This is a genomic window from Sporosarcina jeotgali (assembly GCF_033304595.1).
GTDB lineage: Bacteria > Bacillota > Bacilli > Bacillales_A > Planococcaceae > Sporosarcina > Sporosarcina jeotgali.
In genome coordinates this window covers 1129286-1151513 of record NZ_CP116341.1, presented here as the reverse complement: position 1 = coordinate 1151513, position 22228 = coordinate 1129286, and the positions used below count along the sequence as shown (strand labels likewise).

Annotated in this window: 22 protein-coding genes and 1 riboswitch; of the genes, 5 read left to right on the top strand and 17 right to left on the bottom strand. The window is 43.3% G+C overall.

Translation table 11 applies throughout. From position 1 onward, the window contains the following. Position 1 precedes the first annotated feature (1 nt). Positions 2-103: riboswitch (purine riboswitch) on the bottom strand. A gap of 70 nt (positions 104-173) precedes the next feature. Continuing rightward, a complete protein-coding gene (locus PGH26_RS05400) occupies positions 174-1292 on the bottom strand; it encodes an NAD(P)/FAD-dependent oxidoreductase (RefSeq protein ID WP_323692986.1) in 1119 nt (372 codons plus the stop codon). Positions 1293-1489: 197 nt separating this feature from the next. Here PGH26_RS05400 and PGH26_RS05395 point away from each other — a divergent pair, with 197 nt between their 5' ends. Next, on the top strand, positions 1490-2584 hold the full coding sequence (locus tag PGH26_RS05395; RefSeq protein ID WP_323692985.1) for a branched-chain amino acid aminotransferase: 1095 nt from the start codon (positions 1490-1492) through the stop codon (positions 2582-2584). Between the two features lie 45 nt (positions 2585-2629). Here the strand turns inward: PGH26_RS05395 and PGH26_RS05390 are convergent, their stop codons facing one another. From PGH26_RS05390 to PGH26_RS05375, 4 genes are all read right to left on the bottom strand, one after another. Beyond that, positions 2630-3157 (bottom strand): YhcN/YlaJ family sporulation lipoprotein, encoded by a 528-nt coding sequence (locus PGH26_RS05390; protein WP_323692984.1) that lies wholly within the window; start codon positions 3155-3157, stop codon positions 2630-2632. 66 nt (positions 3158-3223) lie between these two features. Next, on the bottom strand, positions 3224-4333 hold the full coding sequence (menC, locus tag PGH26_RS05385) for an o-succinylbenzoate synthase (protein WP_323692983.1): 1110 nt from the start codon (positions 4331-4333) through the stop codon (positions 3224-3226). Positions 4334-4393: 60 nt separating this feature from the next. Further along, positions 4394-4645, bottom strand: coding sequence for a YqkE family protein (locus PGH26_RS05380; RefSeq protein WP_323692982.1), 252 nt, complete (start codon positions 4643-4645; stop codon positions 4394-4396). A 22-nt stretch (positions 4646-4667) separates the two neighbouring features. Then, a complete protein-coding gene (locus PGH26_RS05375; protein ID WP_323692981.1) occupies positions 4668-5852 on the bottom strand; it encodes an acetyl-CoA C-acetyltransferase in 1185 nt (394 codons plus the stop codon). 119 nt (positions 5853-5971) lie between these two features. Here PGH26_RS05375 and PGH26_RS05370 point away from each other — a divergent pair, with 119 nt between their 5' ends. Together PGH26_RS05370 and PGH26_RS05365 are read left to right on the top strand one after the other, a co-directional pair. Next, positions 5972-6874: a hydroxymethylglutaryl-CoA lyase gene (locus PGH26_RS05370; protein WP_323692980.1), complete on the top strand. Its 903-nt coding sequence runs from the start codon at positions 5972-5974 to the stop codon at positions 6872-6874. Between the two features lie 13 nt (positions 6875-6887). Continuing rightward, on the top strand, positions 6888-7814 hold the full coding sequence (locus PGH26_RS05365; protein ID WP_323692979.1) for an alpha/beta hydrolase: 927 nt from the start codon (positions 6888-6890) through the stop codon (positions 7812-7814). A gap of 77 nt (positions 7815-7891) precedes the next feature. Here the strand turns inward: PGH26_RS05365 and PGH26_RS05360 are convergent, their stop codons facing one another. From PGH26_RS05360 to yneA, 6 genes are all read right to left on the bottom strand, one after another. Continuing rightward, a complete protein-coding gene (locus PGH26_RS05360; RefSeq protein WP_191688167.1) occupies positions 7892-8137 on the bottom strand; it encodes a YneF family protein in 246 nt (81 codons plus the stop codon). A 155-nt stretch (positions 8138-8292) separates the two neighbouring features. Further along, entirely contained in the window at positions 8293-8739 is a 447-nt protein-coding gene (sirA, locus tag PGH26_RS05355) for a sporulation inhibitor of replication protein SirA (protein WP_323692978.1), read from the bottom strand. 209 nt (positions 8740-8948) lie between these two features. Beyond that, the gene (gene tkt, locus PGH26_RS05350) at positions 8949-10955 is read right to left on the bottom strand and encodes a transketolase (RefSeq protein ID WP_323692977.1); all 2007 of its coding nucleotides are present in this window, start codon (positions 10953-10955) and stop codon (positions 8949-8951) included. A 105-nt stretch (positions 10956-11060) separates the two neighbouring features. Continuing rightward, on the bottom strand, positions 11061-11294 hold the full coding sequence (locus tag PGH26_RS05345; protein WP_323692976.1) for a DUF896 domain-containing protein: 234 nt from the start codon (positions 11292-11294) through the stop codon (positions 11061-11063). Positions 11295-11359: 65 nt separating this feature from the next. Further along, positions 11360-12019, bottom strand: coding sequence for a YneB family resolvase-like protein (locus PGH26_RS05340; RefSeq protein WP_323692975.1), 660 nt, complete (start codon positions 12017-12019; stop codon positions 11360-11362). Next, entirely contained in the window at positions 12019-12333 is a 315-nt protein-coding gene (gene yneA / locus PGH26_RS05335) for a cell division suppressor protein YneA (protein ID WP_323692974.1), read from the bottom strand. Before yneA ends, PGH26_RS05340 begins: the two co-directional genes overlap by 1 nt. Before the next feature lie 187 nt (positions 12334-12520). Here yneA and lexA point away from each other — a divergent pair, with 187 nt between their 5' ends. Continuing rightward, positions 12521-13141 carry a transcriptional repressor LexA gene (gene lexA, locus PGH26_RS05330; protein ID WP_323692973.1) on the top strand — a complete coding sequence of 207 codons (621 nt, stop codon included), beginning with the start codon at positions 12521-12523 and terminating at the stop codon, positions 13139-13141. Positions 13142-13559: 418 nt separating this feature from the next. On the opposite strand, the gene PGH26_RS05325 is transcribed toward lexA, so the two are convergent. After that, positions 13560-14825 (bottom strand): methionine gamma-lyase family protein, encoded by a 1266-nt coding sequence (locus tag PGH26_RS05325; protein ID WP_323692972.1) that lies wholly within the window; start codon positions 14823-14825, stop codon positions 13560-13562. 117 nt (positions 14826-14942) lie between these two features. Between PGH26_RS05325 and PGH26_RS05320 the strand changes: the two genes are divergently transcribed. Beyond that, positions 14943-15548, top strand: coding sequence for a trimeric intracellular cation channel family protein (locus PGH26_RS05320; protein ID WP_323692971.1), 606 nt, complete (start codon positions 14943-14945; stop codon positions 15546-15548). A 23-nt stretch (positions 15549-15571) separates the two neighbouring features. Here the strand turns inward: PGH26_RS05320 and hfq are convergent, their stop codons facing one another. From hfq to mutS, 5 genes are read right to left on the bottom strand one after another with little or no spacing between them, the layout of a single operon-like run. After that, positions 15572-15796 (bottom strand): RNA chaperone Hfq, encoded by a 225-nt coding sequence (gene hfq / locus PGH26_RS05315; RefSeq protein WP_116016493.1) that lies wholly within the window; start codon positions 15794-15796, stop codon positions 15572-15574. 30 nt (positions 15797-15826) lie between these two features. After that, positions 15827-16786 carry a tRNA (adenosine(37)-N6)-dimethylallyltransferase MiaA gene (miaA, locus tag PGH26_RS05310; protein ID WP_323692970.1) on the bottom strand — a complete coding sequence of 320 codons (960 nt, stop codon included), beginning with the start codon at positions 16784-16786 and terminating at the stop codon, positions 15827-15829. After that, entirely contained in the window at positions 16783-17697 is a 915-nt protein-coding gene (locus PGH26_RS05305; RefSeq protein ID WP_323692969.1) for an alpha/beta hydrolase, read from the bottom strand. Before PGH26_RS05305 ends, miaA begins: the two co-directional genes overlap by 4 nt. A gap of 16 nt (positions 17698-17713) precedes the next feature. Further along, on the bottom strand, positions 17714-19582 hold the full coding sequence (gene mutL, locus PGH26_RS05300) for a DNA mismatch repair endonuclease MutL (protein WP_323692968.1): 1869 nt from the start codon (positions 19580-19582) through the stop codon (positions 17714-17716). A gap of 15 nt (positions 19583-19597) precedes the next feature. Next, complete coding sequence (mutS, locus tag PGH26_RS05295) at positions 19598-22162, bottom strand: DNA mismatch repair protein MutS (protein WP_323692967.1); 2565 nt, start codon at positions 22160-22162, stop codon at positions 19598-19600. Between the last annotated feature and the right edge of the window lie 66 nt (positions 22163-22228).

Here is a 22228-nt window from a genome sequence, read left to right as displayed (position 1 = left end):
CTCTCAAGTCCGTTGCCCTCATAGTCAGTTTGTTTACGGCAAACCGGTAGAAACTTGCGGACCATATCTCCGCTATTATATGAGTGAATGTATTCGATTTTGATTTTAGTATAGCATGCCTAAGCGAGAAAACAAGACCTATTCTAAAACCGGAAAAATGTAAGCGGATTCTTTTAAAGGTGTTCAATGGCCTGTTCTGCTGCATACGGGGATAGATCAAGGTCTGCCTGCTCTTCTATGGCCAGCTGTGCTAATAATTTCCCTAAATAAGGCCCCGCCGTAAGTCCAGATGCCCCTAAACCGTTTGCAATTAAAATTGACGGGTGTTCAGGCAATTGACCAATGATTGGCAAAAAACCTGGAGTGAACGGCCGTACTCCGGTCCGGACCTCTATCAATTCAGCGTTTTCTAAACCTGGTGCTACGTTCAAGGCTTTTGATAAAACTTCTTGAACACCGCCTATCGTGACTGCCGGCTGAAATACATCCTCATCCTGATGAGTTGCACCTGCAATCACCCTCCCGTCATCGAGGGACAGGAGATATTGATCGCCTGGCGGAATTACGACTGGCCAATTCGAACTGTTTTCATCGAACGGATTCATATGCACAATTTGTGCTTTCTGGCCGCGAACGTTTAGACGAATATTGAGTGAACCAAATTCAGGCGGCCATGCACCCGTTGTCAATATAATTTTGTCCGCTTCATAGAGCTGCTCGTTGCATAGAACTTGAATTGCGCCATTGGTATCCTTGTGAAGTGCTGCACTTCCTTCCAAAAATAGTGCGCCGTAATGTTTCGCAGAACGAATTAGCGCTTGTTGAAGTTGACGTCCATCGACCCGTGCAGCCCCGGATATGTATATCGATTGAAATCCTCCAGCAATCGGAGGATAATACTGCTTAGTTTCCGCTTCCGTCAGCTTAACGATGTCACCTATTTCTGGAGCTTGTTCTTTGCGTAAGAATGCACGCTCAAAGGCTTTTTCAAGTTTAGCTTCATCTGCAAACAAGCTGATCGCACCCACTTGCCGATACCCTGTTTCAGACTCACTAAGCGATTCAAGTTCAGGAATTAGTGTTTTATAATGCCTGGCACCATTTCGGACAAGTTTGTACCAATCCTGGTTTCTGCGCTGCGACAGCCAAGGGCATATAATACCTGCAGCAGCTTTAGTTGCACTGCCAGGATCATTTCGATCAATAACAGTAACAGCAGCTCCTCTTTTTGCTAATTCATATGCTGCAGATGAACCTAAAATCCCTGATCCGATTATAATAACTTTTTCCAATTTAATTCCCGCCTTTCCATCCTAACAGTGTACAACGGGCACCGATATTCCTCAAACCAATGGCGCTGAAATCGTTTTCAAAATTGTAACAAAAGTAATATGCAAACTATTCTTTCATTTCATCGATAATGGCGTATAATTGCAGTATTCGATATATCAAATGCAACTGACTTTAAATTGTAAAGGGGAAATAAGCCATGACGACACCTAAGATTGAATTCAACCTTACCGATTCCCGTAAACAAAAACCGAGCGAAGAGAATCTCGTTTTCGGCAGACACTTCACAGACCATATGTTCATCGCAGATTATGTAAAAGGAACTGGATGGCAAAATCATCGTATCGTCCCGTATGCACCGATATCACTCGACCCCGCGGCTATCGTATTCCACTATGGTCAGACCGTATTCGAAGGGTTGAAAGCGTATCGTGCAAAAGATGATTCAATTCGGCTATTCCGTCCAGAAGAGAATTTCAAACGGCTGAATCGTTCATTAGACAGACTATGTATGCCTCAAGTGGACGAAGAAAAAGCGATTGAAGGACTGCTTGAGTTATTGAAAGTAGAAGAAGAATGGGTTCCCAAGTTGGAAGGAAATTCACTTTACATCCGTCCATTCGTTATTGCGACAGAAGCATTCTTAGGAGTAGCACCTGCTACCACTTACCAATTTTACATTATCCTGTCGCCTGTCGGATCTTACTATGAAGAGGGAATCCATCCCGTTAAAATTCTAGTAGAAAATGAATTTGTCCGTGCCGTAAAAGGTGGAACTGGCGGTGCGAAAACTGCTGGGAACTACGCTTCAGCATTAAAAGCACAAGAGACTGCCACTGCCCAGGGCTATTCACAAGTGATGTGGCTCGATGGAGTCGAGCGAAAGTACGTTGAAGAAGTGGGCAGTATGAATATCTTCTTTAAAATTGATGGTGAAGTCATCACTCCGGCAGTTAACGGAAGTATCCTTGAAGGAATTACACGTAAATCCATTATCGAACTTCTGGCACATTGGGGTACTCCAGTAACAGAAAGAAAAATTTCAATGGAGGAATTAGCCGCAGCCCATGCATCCGGGAAATTGGAAGAAGTATTCGGTACTGGAACAGCAGCGGTCATCTCACCCGTTGGTGAATTGAACTGGAATGGTAAAATCATGACAGTCAACGAAGGAAAAACGGGTGCACTTTCTAAAAAATTATATGATACGTTAACTAAAATTCAATTAGGTGATGAAGAAGATGCCCTTCAATGGGTAACAGAACTTACTCCCTCATTCGTAAAAATAGGTTAACACAAAGCAAACCCGACACGATATGTGCCGGGTTTTTTTCATATTTTAATGAGCGTCCGGGAATATTCGCTTCATGGCATCTCCAACTTCTTCGAAGAACCCTTCAACAGGTTCCCCATCTCGAATTTTATCACTGTACTCATCAATTTGTTTTGCAGAGTCAGGATTTGAAGATACATATACTTTATCAGTGTCAGCGCCTGCTTCTTTGGCTTTATCTGCAATTTTGTCATCTAATTCTTTTGAAGAAGTGGTTCCTTCTTTCAGAGTTGCGCCAACATAAGCACTGTTGTTCATCTTAAGGACTCTTGCATGATCAACTTCTTCCAGACTTGAAACAGCGTCTGCAATTTCATCAGCATTTTCGACTTTTTGATCGTTTGTCGCATTTTCGTCAGCGGTTCCCTCTTCATTTTCATCATTCGTTCCATCCATGTCTGTCGTTGTATCCGCTTCATTCTCCACAACACCAGTATCGTTCGTCTGATTGTCTGCCTCTTTATCTTTTTTACCACATGCAGCAAGCGATAACATCAGCAAGCAAGCAGCGAATACCATCCAAAATTTCTTCATTTGTCTCTCCTCCATATCTGTTTACAGACAGTATGGACAAAAACAGAGAAAATATGTGTTTTTCTACTAAAGATGAATTTCTATTCGCTGAGTCGTATGCCGCTCAAGCTCACTTACGTCCACTTCAAAGCCCATGCCATCCAATTTAGGAACGCTGATTGTACCGTCATTTACAACGACTTCAGGTGTTATGATGTCACGTTCCCAATAAGAAGCAGATCCAGCTGTATCTCCAGGGAATGTGAAATTCGGTAACGCAGTAAGCGCGATGTTATGTGCTCGGCCGATACCGGATTCCAACATTCCGCCACACCAGACTGGAATTCCGGACTGCTGGCATACATCATGTATTTTCTTAGCTTCTGTCATTCCCCCTACGCGGCCGATTTTGACATTGATGACACGGCAGCTGCCGAGCTGGATGGCTTTGCGTGCATCTTCAGCAGAAAGGATGCTTTCATCTAAACAAATAGGTGTTTGAATTTGCCGTTGCAATGTTGCATGGTCAATGATATCGTCTGACGAAAGCGGCTGTTCAATCATCGTTAAGTTAAATTGATCAAGTTGTTTTAATAAATCCAAGTCGTCCAGCGTGTAGGCAGAATTGGCATCTGCCATGAGTGGAATGTCAGGAAATCGTTCACGGATTTGTGAGAGTAATTTAATATCTTGTCCTGGTTTGATCTTCACTTTTATTCGTTTAAAGCCCGATGCCAAACTCTGATTAATCCGTTCAGCAAGCGTTTCGAAGTCTGCTTGAAGTCCGATGCTGATTCCTACATCGATTTTTTCTTTCTTTCCGCCTATTGCTTCTGTTAACGTAATGCCTTGACGTTTTGCCCAGCAATCCCATACTGCGCACTCAACTGCAGCTTTAGCCATATTATTTTTCCGAATGGATTTAAAGATTATATTAACTTCGTCAGGATGATGAAGCGTTTTCCCTTTAAGCATTGGCACTAAAAAGTCTTGGATCATATGCAGTGATGTCACTGTGGTCTCTTCTGTATACCAAGGAATCGAAAATGCTACACCTTCTCCAAAGCCATGATTTCCCTTTTCATCAATCACTTCAATCACAAGAAATTGGCGGGTTTGCATCGTTCCGAAGCTGGTTGAAAACGAATTCTTCATCGTCATTTCCAGCCTTCTAATCATGACATCACGGATAATCATTACATCATTCCTTTCTTTACGGATAAAACCGCACGTGAGAAACACATGCGGTTTTGTTTGTTAATATTTACGGGTTTTCCCATCGTATTCGTCAAGCAATTCAGCAAAACTTTTATTTGCTTCCCGCTCTTTTTTCTCTTTGATGAGTTGCTCCTGACGCGCCTCCTCAGCTTTAGCTTCGGCTTGAGAAAGTTCCAGCTTCGCTTCTTTCAGCTTGGATAGAACATCTTCCCCTAATGAATCTGCGAGCCGGAGTGCTCCGTCTTCTTTTGGTTTGTTCTCTGAACGTTGTTGGTTTCTTTTTTTTGCCATGAGTGATTCTCCTCTTTTCTGCTTAAGGACGCTCGACAACTATCGCTACACCTTGACCGCCGCCTATACATAACGTAGCCAGTCCGCGTTTTGCATCTCGACGTTTCATTTCATGCAGTAATGTTACAAGTATACGGGCACCACTTGCACCGATTGGGTGACCGAGCGCAATAGCACCGCCATTAACGTTCAGTTTTTCAGTATCAAATTCCAGCTCTCGATCGACAGCAAGTGATTGTGCGGCGAACGCTTCATTCGCTTCAATCAAATCCATATCTTGCAACGCAAGGTTCGAACGTTTCAGCACATTTGTAACAGCTTGTACAGGGCCGATCCCCATAACTGCAGGATCTACCCCTGCATTTGCATTCGCAGTAATTGTTGCGAGAGGTGTTATGCCAAGAGCATCCGCTTTCGTTTTCGACATGATAACTAAAGCAGCAGCGCCATCGTTCAGTCCGGAAGCGTTCCCCGCAGTTACACTGCCATCCTTTTTAAAGGCAGGACGTAATTTTGCAAGTTTATCTGCAGTCGTACCTTCTTTAATGTATTCATCTTCCTTGAATTGGATAGGATCACCTTTACGTACGGGTATCTCAACGGGCACGATTTCATCTTCAAATTTCCCTGCAGCACGCGCTTCTGCAGCTTTTTTCTGAGAATTCGCAGCGAATTCGTCTTGTTCTGCACGGGATAAGCCATATCGGTCACACAGATTTTCAGCAGTGACGCCCATATGATAATTGTTGAATGCGCACCAAAGACCATCAGAAATCATAGTATCCACCATTTTTTGATCACCCATTTTAAATCCTTCTCGTGCATTATTCAGCACATAGGGTGCCTGACTCATACTTTCCATACCGCCCGCTACGATTACTTCGGCATCTCCTGATAAAATTGCTTGGCGAGCAAGCTGAACCGCTTTCAATCCTGAGCCGCAAACTTTATTGATTGTCATCGCCGGCACCTGTTCTGGAAGTCCTGCTTTCATTGACGCTTGCCGGGCCGGATTTTGCCCTAGACCGGCTTGAAGTACATTCCCCATAATGACTTCATCCACATCTGCTGCTGTAATGCCTGCACGGTTTACTGCCTCTTTAATAACCAAAGCACCTAATTCGGTCGCACTTACATTTTTTAACGCGCCTAAAAATGAACCGATTGGTGTTCTGACAGCACTCGCTATAACGATTTGTTCTGACATTGTAACTCCCCCTATTTGTCTTTATGAGACTTTTCCCTAATTGAAATACAGAACATTCCCACATATGCATTGCCTGCATCTGCTACAGTCCGTTAGAATAAGCTGTAGGAGGGGATTGTATGTTTAGTTTACCAAAAAAAGTGACAATTATCGAGGTCGGACCCCGTGATGGTCTGCAAAATGAAAAGAACCTAGTGGAAACAGATGTAAAACTAGAATTTATCCACTTACTGAAAAACTCAGGTGTAACTGAAATGGAACTCACATCCTTTGTATCCCCTAAGTGGGTACCGCAAATGAGTGATGCGAAAAGTATAATGAAGAAAGCAGATTTAGCAGAGCGCTCGATTGTCCTCGCACCGAATGCAAAAGGTGTTGAACTTGCCCAAGAAGCAGGCGCCAAAAATATTGCAGTGTTTGTGGGTGTCAGTAATACATTTAATCAAAAAAATATTAACCGCACGACGGATGAGAGCGTAGAAGCACTTGCTCCGGTTATTCTCAAGCTGAAAGAAGAACAGGTTTTTGTACGGGCTTGTATCTCTACTGCGTTTTATTGTCCATACGAAGGGAAAATTGAAGTGGAGGATTGTATTGAACTTTGCAGGAAGTTTGTTGCATTAGGTGTCGATGAGCTTAGTGTGGCAGATACCATTGGTATGGCCAATCCTGTCGAGAGCTATGAACTTTTCACTCGACTTCGCCAATCATTCCCTTCAGTACTATTAACTGCTCATTTCCATGACACTAGAAAAATGGCGCTTGCTAATATTTTTGCATCTTTACAGGCAGGTATTGATCGTTTTGATACGGCAGCCGGCGGCCTTGGCGGCTGTCCATTCGCGGATGGTGCAACAGGAAACGTTGCAACCGAGGATGTAGTCAACATGCTTGATTCGTTAAAAATTTCAACGGGAATTGATGTTAAAAACGTTTGCGAAGCTGTCGGAAAAATTGCACCTCATGTGTCAAGACCTATCGAAAGCGGCATGTACCGTTTATTTGAAAACGGAAGGATCTAAGGAGCTGAATTTATTGAGAAAGCGTCTGCTTGCAATTACAGGTGGTGTCACTTTCATTGCGACTGCTCTGGTAACAACTTTCGGCATCCTTGCTACCAATCGATTAATGTTTCTTAAAATAAAAGATGCAGAGGTTGTTTTAAAACGAGAATCCATCGCCCGGCGATTCGATGCGCAATGGTATGAAACCGTTCCAAAAACAACCTTGCGCATTCAGTCCCCTAACGGCTATTTGTTACATGCAATTTATTTGAGACCGCTCGATACAACAAGAACTGTGATTATTTGCCACGGCGTTACGGAAAATAAGATAAATTCCATGAAGTTTGCCCGTATGTTCGAACGTCTCGGATTTAACTCGATTGTGTACGATCATCGCCGTCATGGAGAGTCCGGCGGGAAAACAACCAGTTTTGGTTTCTATGAAAAAATGGACTTACGCGCAATCATTCAAGCCGTCCGTGAGCGTATAGGCAAGCGGGCCCTGCTCGGAATACACGGCGAATCCATGGGAGCAGCAACGATGATTTTGACAGCGGGGACCTATCCTGAAGAAGCGGATTTTTATATAGCAGACTGCCCTTTTTCAGATTTCACAGCACAGGTTTTTCATATACTAAAAACGACGACACCGCTTCGCACACCTAAGGTCATTCGGATTGCTAACATCTTTTTGAAAATACGCGATGGGTACACAACTTCTTTGGTTTCACCAAAACAAGTCATTGCTCAAGTTGCACAGCCGATGCTGTTCATTCATAGTTTGGAAGATGATTTCATCCTTCCGAGCATGACGGAAGAATTGTTTGACCATAAAAATGGTGCCAAGTCTATTAAACTGTTTCCTAAAGGCGCACACGCTCGATCCTTCAATGAAAATCCGGAAGAATACGAAGCGACAGTCCGGCGTTTCTTGCGGAAATATGGTTTTTTGAATTAAAAAATCCCGTTCGATGTCAAAGCATTGAACGGGTGTTGTTATTTTTATCATTCATAGTGCTGTAAATACGTATTATATCAACGCTTTTCCTTCTTTTTCTTAGCATCTTTTTCAGATGCTTTAGACATTTGAGCCATCATTTGATTGATTTTCTTTTGAGAAGGTTTCTGCCCCATCTGCATCATCATCATTCGAAGCATATCTTCATTAATCGGCGGGTTATCTTTCAAATACTTCATCATATATTGACGAGCTAAGAAGAAACCAAGGGCAACTCCTGCTGCGAGAGCAACAATTATTCCAACGATCCACCAAACAGTCATACGTACTACCTCCCCTACTGCAATAGTCCAAGTGTTTCCACCAAGAAGGATTATACAGCATCCGAACCCCAGTACGCAACGTCTCAGTTGTCAGATTCATGTTTTACTATGCGCGGAATCTGCGTTCTCTTTAATTTTCTACTTCGAGGTAACAATCAAACGAATACATATTGTGGTTCTAACGCTGATGATGTATACCTGACTGGTTTCAGCCAGCCCCACTCGCCTGCTTCATCCATAATTGCGAAATACCGGTCTTCCACACTGGAAAGAGCTACGAACAAATCCAAATCCAGCATTCTAGAACCATGACAGGCCGCATGCAAGGCATGCGAAGAAAATCCAATATCAATTGTTCCCTTCAAAGGATGGGTCAATGTATATTTCATATCTCCAGCTTCTACTGTATGAAAGTTCTTTCCGAGTTCGCTCATAATAGCTTGTTCAACATCTTTAATTTCCAATTGATCGCATAAATATCGGACTTCCTGTAAATGATTTTCACGACCATCTGCTTTCAGTAAATCATATAGCAGCCGCTCACGTCCAAGGACAAATGTCTGGTACATTTCTTTGATTTTATAAATTCCATATGTTCGCATGTATGACCACTCCTTTACATTATCGTACAGGAGACATTTCGCAAAGGCTGTCACTTGGCGGAATGGAACGTCACTAATTATGTCGAAATGTCAAAATAATTTGATTTTTAATTAGATTATCAGTACCGTCACATTTTGTATAAATCTTTCTGTCATAAATAAAAGCAGAGACGAATTTAATTCTCGTCTCTGCTTTATTTATTATTATTTTATTTGCCTAACATAGTGGATACTTTTGATACAACATTTTCCACACTGAAACCGTATTCTTTCATGACCGTTTCTCCTGGCGCACTTGCACCAAATGTATCGATCGCGAGGACGTCACCGTCATTGCCGACATATTTATGCCAGCCGAGTGATGATCCCATCTCAAGAGAAAGACGCGTTGTTACGGCTTTAGGCAACACTTGTTCTTTGTACGCAGCGTCTTGCTCTTCAAATCGATCCCATGAAGGCATAGAGACGACTGCTACGTCGATTCCTTTTTCTTTTAGTTCAGTTTGCGCATCAACAGCCAAACTAACTTCAGAACCTGTCGCAATCAAAATTGCTTCTGGTTGATCTGCGTTGGACGGAGATACCGTATAGGCACCTTTGCTGACACCAGCAGATGCAAGTTCAGCTGACTTTTCCAGTACCGGCAAGTTTTGACGGGACAATACTAGAACGGTTGGTTGGTTTGTTGAAGTTACTGCTAGATTCCACGCAGCTGAAGTTTCATTAGCGTCAGCAGGACGGATAACAGATAGTCCTGGCATTGCACGAAGTGAAGCTAAATGCTCAACCGGCTCGTGTGTAGGACCATCTTCTCCAACAGCAATACTGTCGTGTGTGAATACATAAGTCACAGGAATTCCCATTAAAGCAGACAACCGAACAGCAGGACGTACATAGTCACTAAAGACAAAGAACGTTCCTCCAAATACATTCAGTCCACCGTGCAGGGTCATTCCGTTCAAAGCAGCACCCATTGCGAATTCACGCACACCAAACCAGATATTGCGGCCATCAAAGCTGCCAGGAAGAAAATCTCCTGCTCCTTTGATGGCAGTTTTATTGGATCCGGCCAAGTCTGCACTGCCGCCAAAGAATGATGGAAGAGCTTTCGCGATCGCATTTATTGCATCTCCAGAAGCTGAACGTGTCGCAACAGACTTACCTGCTTCATAAACAGGCAACTGCGCTTCAACTGCAGCTTTATCAGTTCCATCAATTGCATTTTTCAATTGGGCAGCAAGCTCCCCATTTTCTTTTTCGTAGGCAGCGAATAATTTGTCCCACTCGGATTCACTGTCTGCGCCAAGTTTTTGTATAGACGTTTTAAAGTGGTCATAAACTTCTTCAGGGACGTGGAAGTCCTCTTCAAAAGTCCACTTGTAAGCTTCTTTTGTAAGTTTCATCTCATCTTCACCAAGCGGTGCTCCATGAGCATCTGATTTACCTGATTTGTTAGGTGAGCCATATCCAATAACAGTTTTCACTTCAATTATTGTCGGACCGCCCGTATTTTGTTTCGCTTGTTCAATTGCTTGAGACAAGCGCGCTGTGTCATTGCCGTCACCAACATGAATGTAATTCCATCCATATGATTCAAATCGATTTTGAATTTTTTCTGTGAAAGACATATCTAATTCCCCATCTAGGGAGATGTCGTTACTATCGTAGAGAACAATCAGCTTATCCAATTCAAGATGTCCAGCGAGTGAAATCGCCTCAGCCGCCACACCTTCCATTAAGTCTCCGTCACCACACAGCGCATAAGTGTAATGATCCACAACATCAAAACCTGGCTTATTGTAAGTAGCAGCAAGATGCTTTTCAGCCATAGCCATTCCAACAGCCATTCCAATACCTTGTCCTAACGGTCCTGTGGTCGCTTCGACTCCAGCTGTATGGCCATATTCAGGGTGACCCGGTGTTTTAGATCCCCACTGACGGAAATTCTTCAGTTCGTCCATTGGCAAATCATATCCGCTTAAATGGAGCATGCTGTATAGAAGCATTGAGCCATGACCTGCCGACAAAACAAAGCGATCCCGGTTAAACCAAGATGGGTTTGACGGATTATGATGCATGTGCTGGGTCCATAGTACATACGCCATTGGCGCAGCACCCATAGGAAGGCCAGGGTGGCCAGAATTTGCTTTTTCGATAGCGTCGATCGATAACGTCCGGATCGTATTAATCGCCAGTTGATCAGTAGTGTTAGTCATCGGTAATTACACCCTTTCACAATCTCTTATTTTAACTAGATTCCTCATCCATTGTAATGAAAAAACCGCAGGAATACAAACTGCGGTCAGATGATATGCGGATACTTAATTTAAAAACTTCTTGTTTTGAGCATCTTTTACTTTTTCAGGTGTTACGTCATTTCCATCAGGGTCCAGCACTTTAACATTTTCGATGGTATCTCTCATTGTTGAACGGAAAGTTTTCAAATACTCACTGCGCAATTGAGATTGCTCTTTCGCTTCTTCAATGGAAAGACCCGATGTTTTTGCCTTTTTTGCAAGCTCATTAATACGGTTTATCTTATTTTCTTCCAGCATAACGTTCCCTCCAGTTCACATTCATTATTTAGAACGTAAACAAAAACGGCCAGAAGTGCAACCAATTAGCCTTCCTGCTCTGCAACAAATTCCTGATATCGTCTATGGACCGTTGCCTTGCTCACCTGATGACCTAGTCCTTTAAGTACAGAAGTGATTTCTTCAAAAGTCAGTCCCTTATCGCGCAAAGAAACAATTTCAAGTACGGGTGCATCTATTCGTTCCCTGCCTTCCGCATTACCTTGGTTTCGTAAATTGTGTTCTGGTCTGTACCCTGCCTCTACAGCTCGTTTCATTCCTCTTCGTATCTTTGCATTATGTAATTTCCGCTGATATTCTTCTACTATTGCAAGTATTTCAAGAAGCATGGAGTCCATTTCATTCAATTCTAATGGGCCGCTGTCATGATTCGTAAAAACAGAAGTATTTGTTTTTGCGAGCAGGTGTAAAACTGCGACACGGGCATTCCCTCTGCCAAGACGTGTTTCATCTTGGATTAAAACAGCATCAATGGAATCCTCTTTAATATAATCAAGAAGATCCAATAGGCCTTCCCGATCCAATTCATATCCACTGTGTTTGTCAGTGAATGATTCAGCCACGCTGAAATCCAATCTTTTTGCCAGCGCTGTCAGTTCTTCATGCTGACGTGTTAATGATAACTCCTGAGTATCTTTTTCAGTACTTACTCTGCAGTACAAAACGCAACTACCCCGATTCCCCATTATTCTCCCTCCTCTGCAAGGACGAGTCGAGTATCGTCAACCTCCGGCCCAAAATGTGCAGGCAACTTGAGATCTTCACCTGCAATAATAGCAGAGTCAGATAAATTATTCAGTGTCGCCACTTCTCGTATCCACCGGTCTGCAGGCACATCACCTGCATAGCGCTCCGCTAGCTGATAAAGCGTATCTCCTTCGACGACTGTTACTTCAATAATGTCTTGAGGAACTGAAAATTTAAGAATAAGGACGAAAGTTAAAATTGCAAATAAGGTAAAGGCTGCTATGATATTTTTGTTTTTTCGGATGATTGTCATGGATGATTTCCCCTTTCAGAATGTACGTTCGCTTCTATGCTTTTATTATATGCGAACAAAGGTTTGTGTGTCAACACTAAAAATTAGAACCTTTGTTTGCTATGCGTACGAACACATGTTATACTATTTTCATAGAAACACTTCGCAGAGCGACGTCTCCTGCAAAAAAAGTGAAGAGGTGAACATATTGAAAAAGATCTCCAAAAGACAGGAAGACATCCTGACTTTCATTAAAGATGAAGTGCAAAAAAAGGGATACCCGCCTTCCGTACGGGAAATTGGTGAAGCTGTCGGACTTGCTTCCAGCTCAACTGTCCATGGCCATCTCGCGCGACTTGAAAGTAAAGGACTAATTAGACGCGACCCAACTAAACCCCGTGCCATTGAGATTTTGGATCAAGATGGAATGGACGAGTTAAAAACAGGCGTCGTTCACGTTCCTTTAGTCGGAAAAGTTACAGCTGGAATTCCGATTACTGCAATTGAAAATATCGAAGAGTACTTCCCCATTCCGGATACGTTCGGGACTTCGGAGGACAACTTATACATGCTGGAAATCGTAGGAGATAGTATGATTGAAGCTGGTATTTTAAATGGAGACCGCGTCGTTGTGAAGCAGCAGCATACTGCCAGTAATGGTGAAATTGTAGTAGCGATGACTGAGGAAGATGAGGCAACCGTGAAACGTTTCTTCAAAGAAAAAGATTACTTCCGTTTGCAGCCCGAGAACTCATCAATGGATCCTATTATTATTGAGAATGTATCGATTCTCGGCAAAGTGGTCGGTGTTTATCGCACGATTCATTAATTTTATAGATAAAAACTGCGTATTCCTCATTCACTTTGAGGGATACGCAGTTTTTTTAGTGGGGGATTTTTTGCATGCGGGTATGGGCACTTTCTATAGGCTATGGTCATTTTCGCAAGTTTATGAGCGCTTTCCCTGGGTTATGAGCGCTTTCCTCGGTTTATGATCACTTCCACAGGGCTATGAGCGCTTTCCGCGGGTTATGATCACTTTCACAGGGTTATGAGCGCTTTCCTCGGGTTATGATAACTTTCACAAGGTTATGAGCGCTTTCCGCGACTTATGATCATTTTCACAGGGTTATGAGCGCTTTCCTCGGTTTATGATCACTTTCACAGGGTTATGAGCGCTTTTCCACGGGTTATGATCACTTTTACAGGGTTATGAGCGCTTTCCGCAGTTTATGATCACTTCCACCTTATGATTTGATTAATTCAAGTTCGATTAGTCGCTCAACAGACGATAGGATGGCGACTTTTACGTGTTCGTACGTGAGGCCGCCTTGGATGTACGCTGTATACGGCGGACGAATAGGGCCGTCCGCTGTCAACTCGATGCTGGAGCCTTGGATGAAGGTTCCAGCGGCCATAATGACATCATCTGCATAGCCTGGCATGTACGATGGCACAGGACTCACGTGTGCATCGATTGGTGAGTTGGCTTGGATCATTTGGCAGAATGCGACCATTTGCTCGGCATTTTGGAATGATACCGATTGAATCAGATCCGTTCGGGCTGCAGAATAATGAGGGGCTGTCACTAGCCCATAGGATTCAAGCATGCCTGCCGTAAATTGTGCGCCCTTTACGGCTTGACTTACAGTGTGCGGAGCTAGGAAAAATCCTTGGTACATTTCTCGTAACGTATCCAGTGATGCTCCTGCTTCTGCGCCTAAGCCAGGTGAAGTCATGCGGTATCCGCATTTCTCAATCAATTCTTTTCTTCCTGCAATGTAGCCGCCTGTACGAGCAAGACCGCCACCCGGGTTTTTGATCAATGACCCCGCCATCAGATCTGCACCAACATCCGTCGGCTCCAGCTCTTCGACAAATTCACCATAACAATTATCAGTAAATATAATAATATCGGGATGATTTGCTTTTATCCGCTTCACCATGTCGCCAATCTCGGCAACTGTGAACGATGGGCGGTCCGCGTAGCCTCTGGAACGCTGAATGGCAATCATTTTAGTGTTGGGATTGATCTGACGTTCAACTTCTTCATAGTCAACAGTTCCATTTTCCAATAAATCAACATGATGGTAGCCGATATTGAAGTCCTGCAGCGAGCCTGTATCTTGATCTCCGCCGGATACGATTGACTCTAACGTATCATAGGGCTTCCCTGTTATATAAAGCAGTTCATCTCCGGGCCGCAATATCCCGAAAAGGCTAATCGCAATCGCATGTGTGCCCGAAATGATTTGACCGCGCACTAGACTTGCTTCCGCTCCAAAAACATCGGCATATAATTGCTCAAGCACTTCTCTGCCTGCATCATCATATCCATATCCAGTGGATCCGGTTAAATGAAAGTCACTCACACGATTCTTTCTGAACGCTGCCAATACTTTCTTTTGATTGAGGAAAGCGATGCGTTCGGCAGCTTTTGCATAAGGTTGTAGTTCGTTTTCAACTTTTTCTGCACGATTTAAGATTTCATCGTTCAATTGCTGTATACTCATTCAGGATGCTCCATTCTGTACCATAGGTTTACTGCCCATTTTAACAGGTAGAACGCTTTCGGTAAACGGATTCTCATCCTGACAATTTTAAAACGTATTGAACGGAGGAACTTTGAAGTGACATGGGATGTATTTAGTCTGATTGGTACAGCCGCATTTGCAATTTCGGGTGCGATTGTTGCGATGGAAGAGGACTTTGATATGTTTGGAGTCTATATATTAGGAATGGTCACTGCGTTTGGCGGAGGCGCCGTACGGAACGTTTTTATAGGAGTTCCCGTTTCAGTCTTATGGGGACAAGAGCTGTTTTTCACAGTTGCGTCAGTACTTATAGCAGTCATCTTTTTCTTTTCCGGATACTTGCTGAAAACGTGGAATAGGTGGGGATCTTACTTTGATGCGGTTGGGTTAGCTGCCTTTGCCATTCAAGGCGCCTTAATGGCCGTTGAGATGGAAATGTCTCTGTTCGCTGTAGTGGCGGCAGCGGTGTTGACAGGTGCCGGCGGAGGAGTCATCCGTGACTTGCTTGCCGGACGTCAGCCTTTGGTTTTTAAAAGTGATATCTATGCAGTATGGGCCGCACTTGCTGGTTTAATTGTTGGATTCGATACGTATATACACGATGCTGCACTTTATATATTGCTCATTGCTACAGCCGCGTTACGCATGTTATCCATTAAGTTTCACTGGCAGCTGCCGCAGCGCTCTTTATTGCCAAAATAAAAAAGGCCAGTCATGGCCTTTTTTTATTGTTCATCTTTCAATATAACCGGTTTTGCAGGAACATAAGTAGAGATTGCATGCTTATAAATCAGCTGCTGCTTGCCGTCTGATTCTAGAAGAACTGTATAGTTATCATACGACTTGATCAACCCTTTAAGCTGAAAACCATTTGTTAAAAATACAGTTACAAACGTGTTATTCTTCCTGAGTGAATTCAGAAACGTATCTTGCATATTGGCATTTGCCATCTAATTACCCCCCACAGTTCATATTCGCAATTAATGCCTGCTTTTTGTATTCGCGATATGCAGGTTAAATCCCTTTACTTCGTCACATATTTTCTCAACCAGCAGCGTTTTCTCTGTTGTTGCATCATACCAATTGACTTCCAGCTTGTTGCGGAAGTACGTCATCTGCCGTTTTGCATAGTGGCGAGTATTCTTTTTAATTAGATCGACTGCTTCATCTACTGATAAATTACCATCAATTGCTTGATACAGCTCTTTGTATCCGATTGCTTGAACTGACTGGACGTCCCTTATGTTTTGCTCCCATAATCCTTGGACTTCATTCAGTAATCCTTTTTCCATCATCAAATCGACACGTCTGTCAATTCTCTCGTAAAGGAGCTCCCTAGGCAGCTCAAGGCCTATAATAGAAGACCGGTACATCGGTGTTGCGCCTTGGTCCGCTTCATGATTCGCTTTTGTCTCCCCGCTCACTTCTAGAATCTCTAAGGCTCTAACGAGTCGTCTATGATTATTCGGATGAATCTTTTCAGCACTTACCGGGTCTTGCTGAAGAAGTCGCTCGTATAATACAGAAGCCCCTGACGCTTCAAGTTCACTTTCCAGACGGCTTCGCACTTCCAAATCAGCTGCTGCTTCCGTGAATCGGTAGTCAAAAAGAACAGACTGCATATACAGCCCTGTGCCGCCTGCCAAGATCGGGAATTTTCCACGGGATTGTATTTCTGAAATCTTATCCCGAACAATTTGCTGGTATTCTGCTGCTGAAAACGATTCACTGGGAGATTTGATATCGAATAAGTGGTGGGGAATGCCTTCCATTTCGTCTTTTGTAATTTTGGCGGTCCCAATATCGAGACCGCGGTAAACTTGCATAGCATCTCCATTGATCACTTCGCCGTTTAGGCAATGGGCAAGACCAACAGCCAGGGCAGTCTTCCCTGAAGCTGTTGGACCAGCAATTGCTATCACTTCTGATGGTTGATTCATAAATTATTCACCCACTGTTTCATCATCGTCAGCACAGAGTCTCTCGAAGTCCCTTGTAAGGATTCATGTCTAACACCTTCAAATAGATGGACCCGTACATTTTCAACACCCGCATCCTGATACATTCCCGCTGCTTCAAAAATCCCGCTTCCCATGTTCCCTACAGGATCTTCTGTCCCTGCAAATAAAAGGACAGGCAATTTCTTAGGAACCGATTCGTATGCGGATGTCGAACTGATTAATTTCAAGCCGTCAAATAAGACATGGAAGAAATGATTCGTTGAAACCGCTCCTGAAAGAGGATCCTCAATATAATCATGCACAGTTTGCCGATCTGTAGAAAGCCAATCGAACTTCGTCTCTGGATTTTCGACAGTTCTGTTGTATCCGCCAAAACCAATCCTATCAAGTACTTCACTTGGTGCATGCGAACCGTCTTTAATGGATAAAACAGAGGCTAGAATACTGCCTCCAACTCTTGTCATACCTGGTTTCCCAGCAGTTCCGGAACAAATAAGGGCATCTATTTCTTTTCCGTATCTCTGAGAAAAACGACGGACAATAAACGATCCCATACTGTGTCCAAACAAAATCCGCGGCTGGTTAGAGTCATCTGCACTAAATGCATTCATTACTTCCCGCACATCTTCAACGAGTCTATCAAATGTGATCCCTTCGCCAAAGTCCCCTAGCTGCTTTTGGTCAAGCGCCCGTTGTCCATGTCCGCGCTGGTTATATCCAGTGACTAAGTAGCCAGCTTGAGAAAGATCATTCATGACCGCTTCGTACCGCCCAATATGCTCTGCCATGCCATGAACAAGATGGATTTGTCCGCGCGGAGCTCCAGAAGGTTCCATGACATAGGCATCAAGAATTACTCCATCAGACATTTTGAGTTCCTGTTGTTTCATTACATTCCCTCCTCTTTTACATCACTCTCTTGAACATTTTTTCAAGTTCATACGTTGTGAAGTGGATTAACACAGGTCGTCCATGCGGACATGTATATGGATTTTCTGCATTTCCTAAATCAGTTAACAATCGATTCATATCTTCCATTGTTAAGTAATGATTCGCTTTGATAGATTTCTTGCAGCTCATCATAATTGCTGAGTCCTCGCGCAGTTTAGCAATGTTCACTTGACGGGTGTGCAATACTTGTTCAATCATTTCTTCAATAATCGAAGAAGCTTCTGCAGCAGGGAACCATGAAGGATACTCTTTTACTGTGTACGACGAAGGACCGAATTGCTCAAGGTAAATACCGACTTCTTCTAACGCATCGAGTCTCTCTTCAATCTTCAGCTGTTCATCTGCTGAATAATGGAAGATTAAAGGCATTAACAGCATTTGTCGTTCATCATGATCCACTTCTGCGATTTTCGTCCTGAAATACTCATATTTAATGCGCTCTTGAGCCGCATGCTGGTCGATCATATAAAAGCCATCCTCATTTTGTGCAACGATATAAGTTCCATGGACTTGTCCTACTGGCAACAATGTTGGGAATGACGCTTTTTGTTCAGATTGGACTTCTTCTTCCTGAGGTGTAATTGCTGGCCATTCAACGTCTGGCTTAGACGTTTCATTTGTCTCCACAGGTTCTGCTGTAACATCTGAAGTGATCGTCATGTCTTCATTTGGCGGAACTTCTTCAACCGTCCAAGAAGGCTTTTGCCGGGGAGGATAATCGCTTGTCGTTTGAAAATCTTGAACTGGCTTCACACTGCGTTCTGGATGTTTCCAGAATGATTCCTGCACACTAGGGGTGCTTGGCTTTTTCTTCTCCTTCATGATTGCATCAGGAACAATGATTGCTTTCTTTACTGCCGCATGCACCCCTTCGCGGACGGCTGCAAGCAATTCCCCTTCTTTACTCACTTTAATATATTGCTTTGAAGGATGGACGTTGACATCTGTTAAGTATGGATCTGCCTCTGCTTGCAGAACAATGATTGGAAACCGGCCGATCGGTAAATACGTGTGCATCGCTTCTAAAACAGCTTTGTTGACGGGATAGCTTTTCACCCATCTGCCGTTAATGAGCACTGTCATATAGTTTTTAGATGCCCGGGTCATTTCAGGCAAGGTCACATATCCGCACACTTTGTAATCTGCGTTTTCAGCTTGAAAAGGGATCATTTTTTTGGCAACTGCGATTCCATACACGTCAGATAATACGCGAAGCAAATCGCCTGAACCTGATGTTTTGAGCAGCACTTGCTGGCCGTGAGCTAACCGAAATGCAATTGCAGGATGGCTGATTGCGAGCCGATTGACTAAGTCGATTGTATGACCTATTTCAGTTTGGATCGTCTTCATATATTTCAAGCGGGCTGGTGTGTTAAAAAAAACTTGTGAGACAGTAATATCCGTTCCTTGCCGAAGTGCTGCTGCACGGTGAGTAATCACCTTTCCGCCTTCAATATCTACTTCTGTGCCGCTGATTCCGTCAGACGTCCAGAGGTGCACTTTAGATACTGCTGCAATACTTGCTAATGCTTCACCTCTGAAACCCAGTGTGCGAATTCTAAACAAATCATGCTCATTGACGATCTTACTTGTCGCATGACGCTCAAATGCACGCATAGCGTCTGTCGTCGTCATTCCATTGCCATTGTCTGTTATCCGAATACTTGTTAACCCTGCTTCTTCGAGTGTAATTTCAATCGACGTACTTCCAGCATCGATTGAATTTTCCACAAGCTCTTTCACGATGGATGCAGGTCGTTCTACAACTTCTCCAGCCGCAATTTTATTTGCTAATGGTTCGTCCATCACCTTAATGATATCCATCGTTTCGCTCCTTTCTTACTTCAGTTTTGCTTTTAGTTCAAATAATAATTGCAAGCCTTGCAACGGTGTAGTATTTGTTAAATCTATAGCTTTCAGATTCTCTAGAATTTCGATTTCTTCAGCTGGCTGTTCGGCAACTGGTTCTTCGGATTGTAAGTCAAAGAAACTAATTTGTTCACTAGAAGGAAGCAATTTCTTTTCTGAGGTTTTTTGATTTTCGAACCCTTCTAATAGTTCTCTCGCCCGCTGTAGTAATTCAGACGGTAAACCTGCAAGTTCTGCGACGTGAATTCCATAACTTTTATCAGCCGGTCCAGCCATCACTTTATGAAGAAATACAACCTTTCCTTCTTGTTCCATTGCCGCAACATGGACATTCATTAACCTGTCCAATTGCTCATCCAGCGCTGTCAATTCGTGATAGTGTGTTGAAAACAGCGTATTCGCACCGATTTCATCGTGAATATATTCCATCATCGCCTGCGCTAATGACATGCCGTCATATGTGGATGTCCCCCGTCCGATTTCATCAAATAACAATAAGCTTCGATCAGTAGCATGTGCAATTGCCTGCTGTGATTCCAGCATTTCCATCATGAACGTACTCTGACCTGATGCTAAGTCATCTGCTGCACCAATTCTAGTGAAAATTTGGTCTGTAATCGGCAGTGATGCAAACTCACACGGAACGTAACAGCCTATTTGGGCCATGATGACTGTTAATGCGACTTGGCGCATGTACGTACTTTTACCAGACATATTTGGACCTGTGATTAATAACATATTGGCATCGTTTGCTAACTTGCAGCTGTTCGGCACATAAAGTGAATGGTCCATCATTTTTTCGACGACAGGATGTCTCCCGTTTCGGATATCAAGAGCCTTATCTTCTGTGAATATCGGCTTCACATAATTTTGTGATTCTGAGATCTCAGCGAACGCAAGCAGAACGTCCAGTTCACTAAGCATGGATGCGAGCTGCTGAATATGTTCAATGCCTTGTTTCATCTGTTCCCGAACTTCAGCAAATAATGTGTACTCCAAATCCAAGCTTTCCGATTCTGCACTTAAAATGAGCTCTTCTTTTTCTTTCAGCTCAGGAGTAATATAACGTTCCGCGTTTGCCAATGTCTGTTTACGTTCATATCTTGTGAGATCTGCAAGATGCAAATTAGACTTCGTAATCTCGATAAAGTATCCGAAGATTCGATTGTAGCCGATTTTTAATCCTTTAATACCCGTTTTCTGACGCTCTTTCTGCTCTAGTTCTGCAAGCCACAGCTTTCCGTTTCTTGAAGCATCCCGATACGTATCCAATTTTTCATTGTATCCATCTTTAATGACGCCTCCTTCTTTTGCGGAAAGAGGCGGTGCTTCAGCAATAGACGTTTCTAATATTGCGCATTGGTCTCCGCAAGGGTCAATTCGCTTTGAAAACTCTACTAAATTCGGCTTACCAGATTCAGCAAGCTGCTGCTTTACATCAGGAATTGATCGGAGCGAATTTCGCAACTGCGCAAGATCGCGTGCACTTGCACTCCCCATTGAAATTCTTCCAGCCAATCGCTCCAAGTCATATACTTCACGCAAAGCTGTCTTTAAATCATCCCGTAAAAAATATGCATCTATCAATTCAGAAACCGTATTTAATCTATGTTCGATTTCTAAGCGATCAGCAAGCGGCTGACGAATCCATGTCTTTAATTTCCGTGCACCCATTGCGGTATTGGTTTCATCAAGCAACCAAAATAACGTTCCTTCTTTGCCGCCGGAACGGATGGATTGGACAAGCTCCAAATTCCGCATGGAGTTTGCGTCGATTGTCAATTTAGCTTCCCGAGCCAGAAAGTTAAATGGCTGCAAATGTTCTAAGCTGGTCTTCTGTGTTTGCTGCAAATATGCGACGAGCCGCTCACATGCACCCGCTGCCATTTCCGGAATCTCTTCAAATAGTTCTCTGCCATGAGGCTTATATAAATCCCGGTCACAAATGGATAACACAATGCCTTTATTGTGGCTAATATCACCAAGCATCAGCTGCATTTGTTCATCCACGACCGCTTCTTTCATTCCAAGGGATTCCACTGCAGCAGCAAGCGCACTCTCGTCTCCTTGAATATGTTCCACCGTGCCTTCTCCTGTAGCCAGATCCACATAAGCGAATGCACACAGATTTTCAGAAATCCGATCGAAGGACCCGATGAAGTGATTGGAATTGGAATCGATATTTTTACCTTCTGTAATTGTCCCGGGTGTGATGACTTTCACGACTTCACGTTTTACAATTCCTTTAACGTTTCTCGGGTCTTCTGTTTGTTCACAGATGGCCACTTTATACCCCTTGCCAACGAGTGTTTCTATGTAACCTTGAGCAGAATGGTATGGAACGCCACACATTGGAATTCTCCCAGATGCTCCGCCTTCACGGCTTGTCAATGTAATTTCAAGTATATGCGATGCTTCTGTCGCATCTGTAAAAAACATTTCATAAAAGTCACCTAATCTGAAAAAGAGAAAGGCATCTTCATATTGAGATTTTATTTGTAAGTATTGTTGCATCATTGGTGTATGTGTTGTCATTCTATTTCCCTCACAGCCTAAATAGTATTCCTTAAGTATAACAGAAGATGCTTCCATTCGTTTATG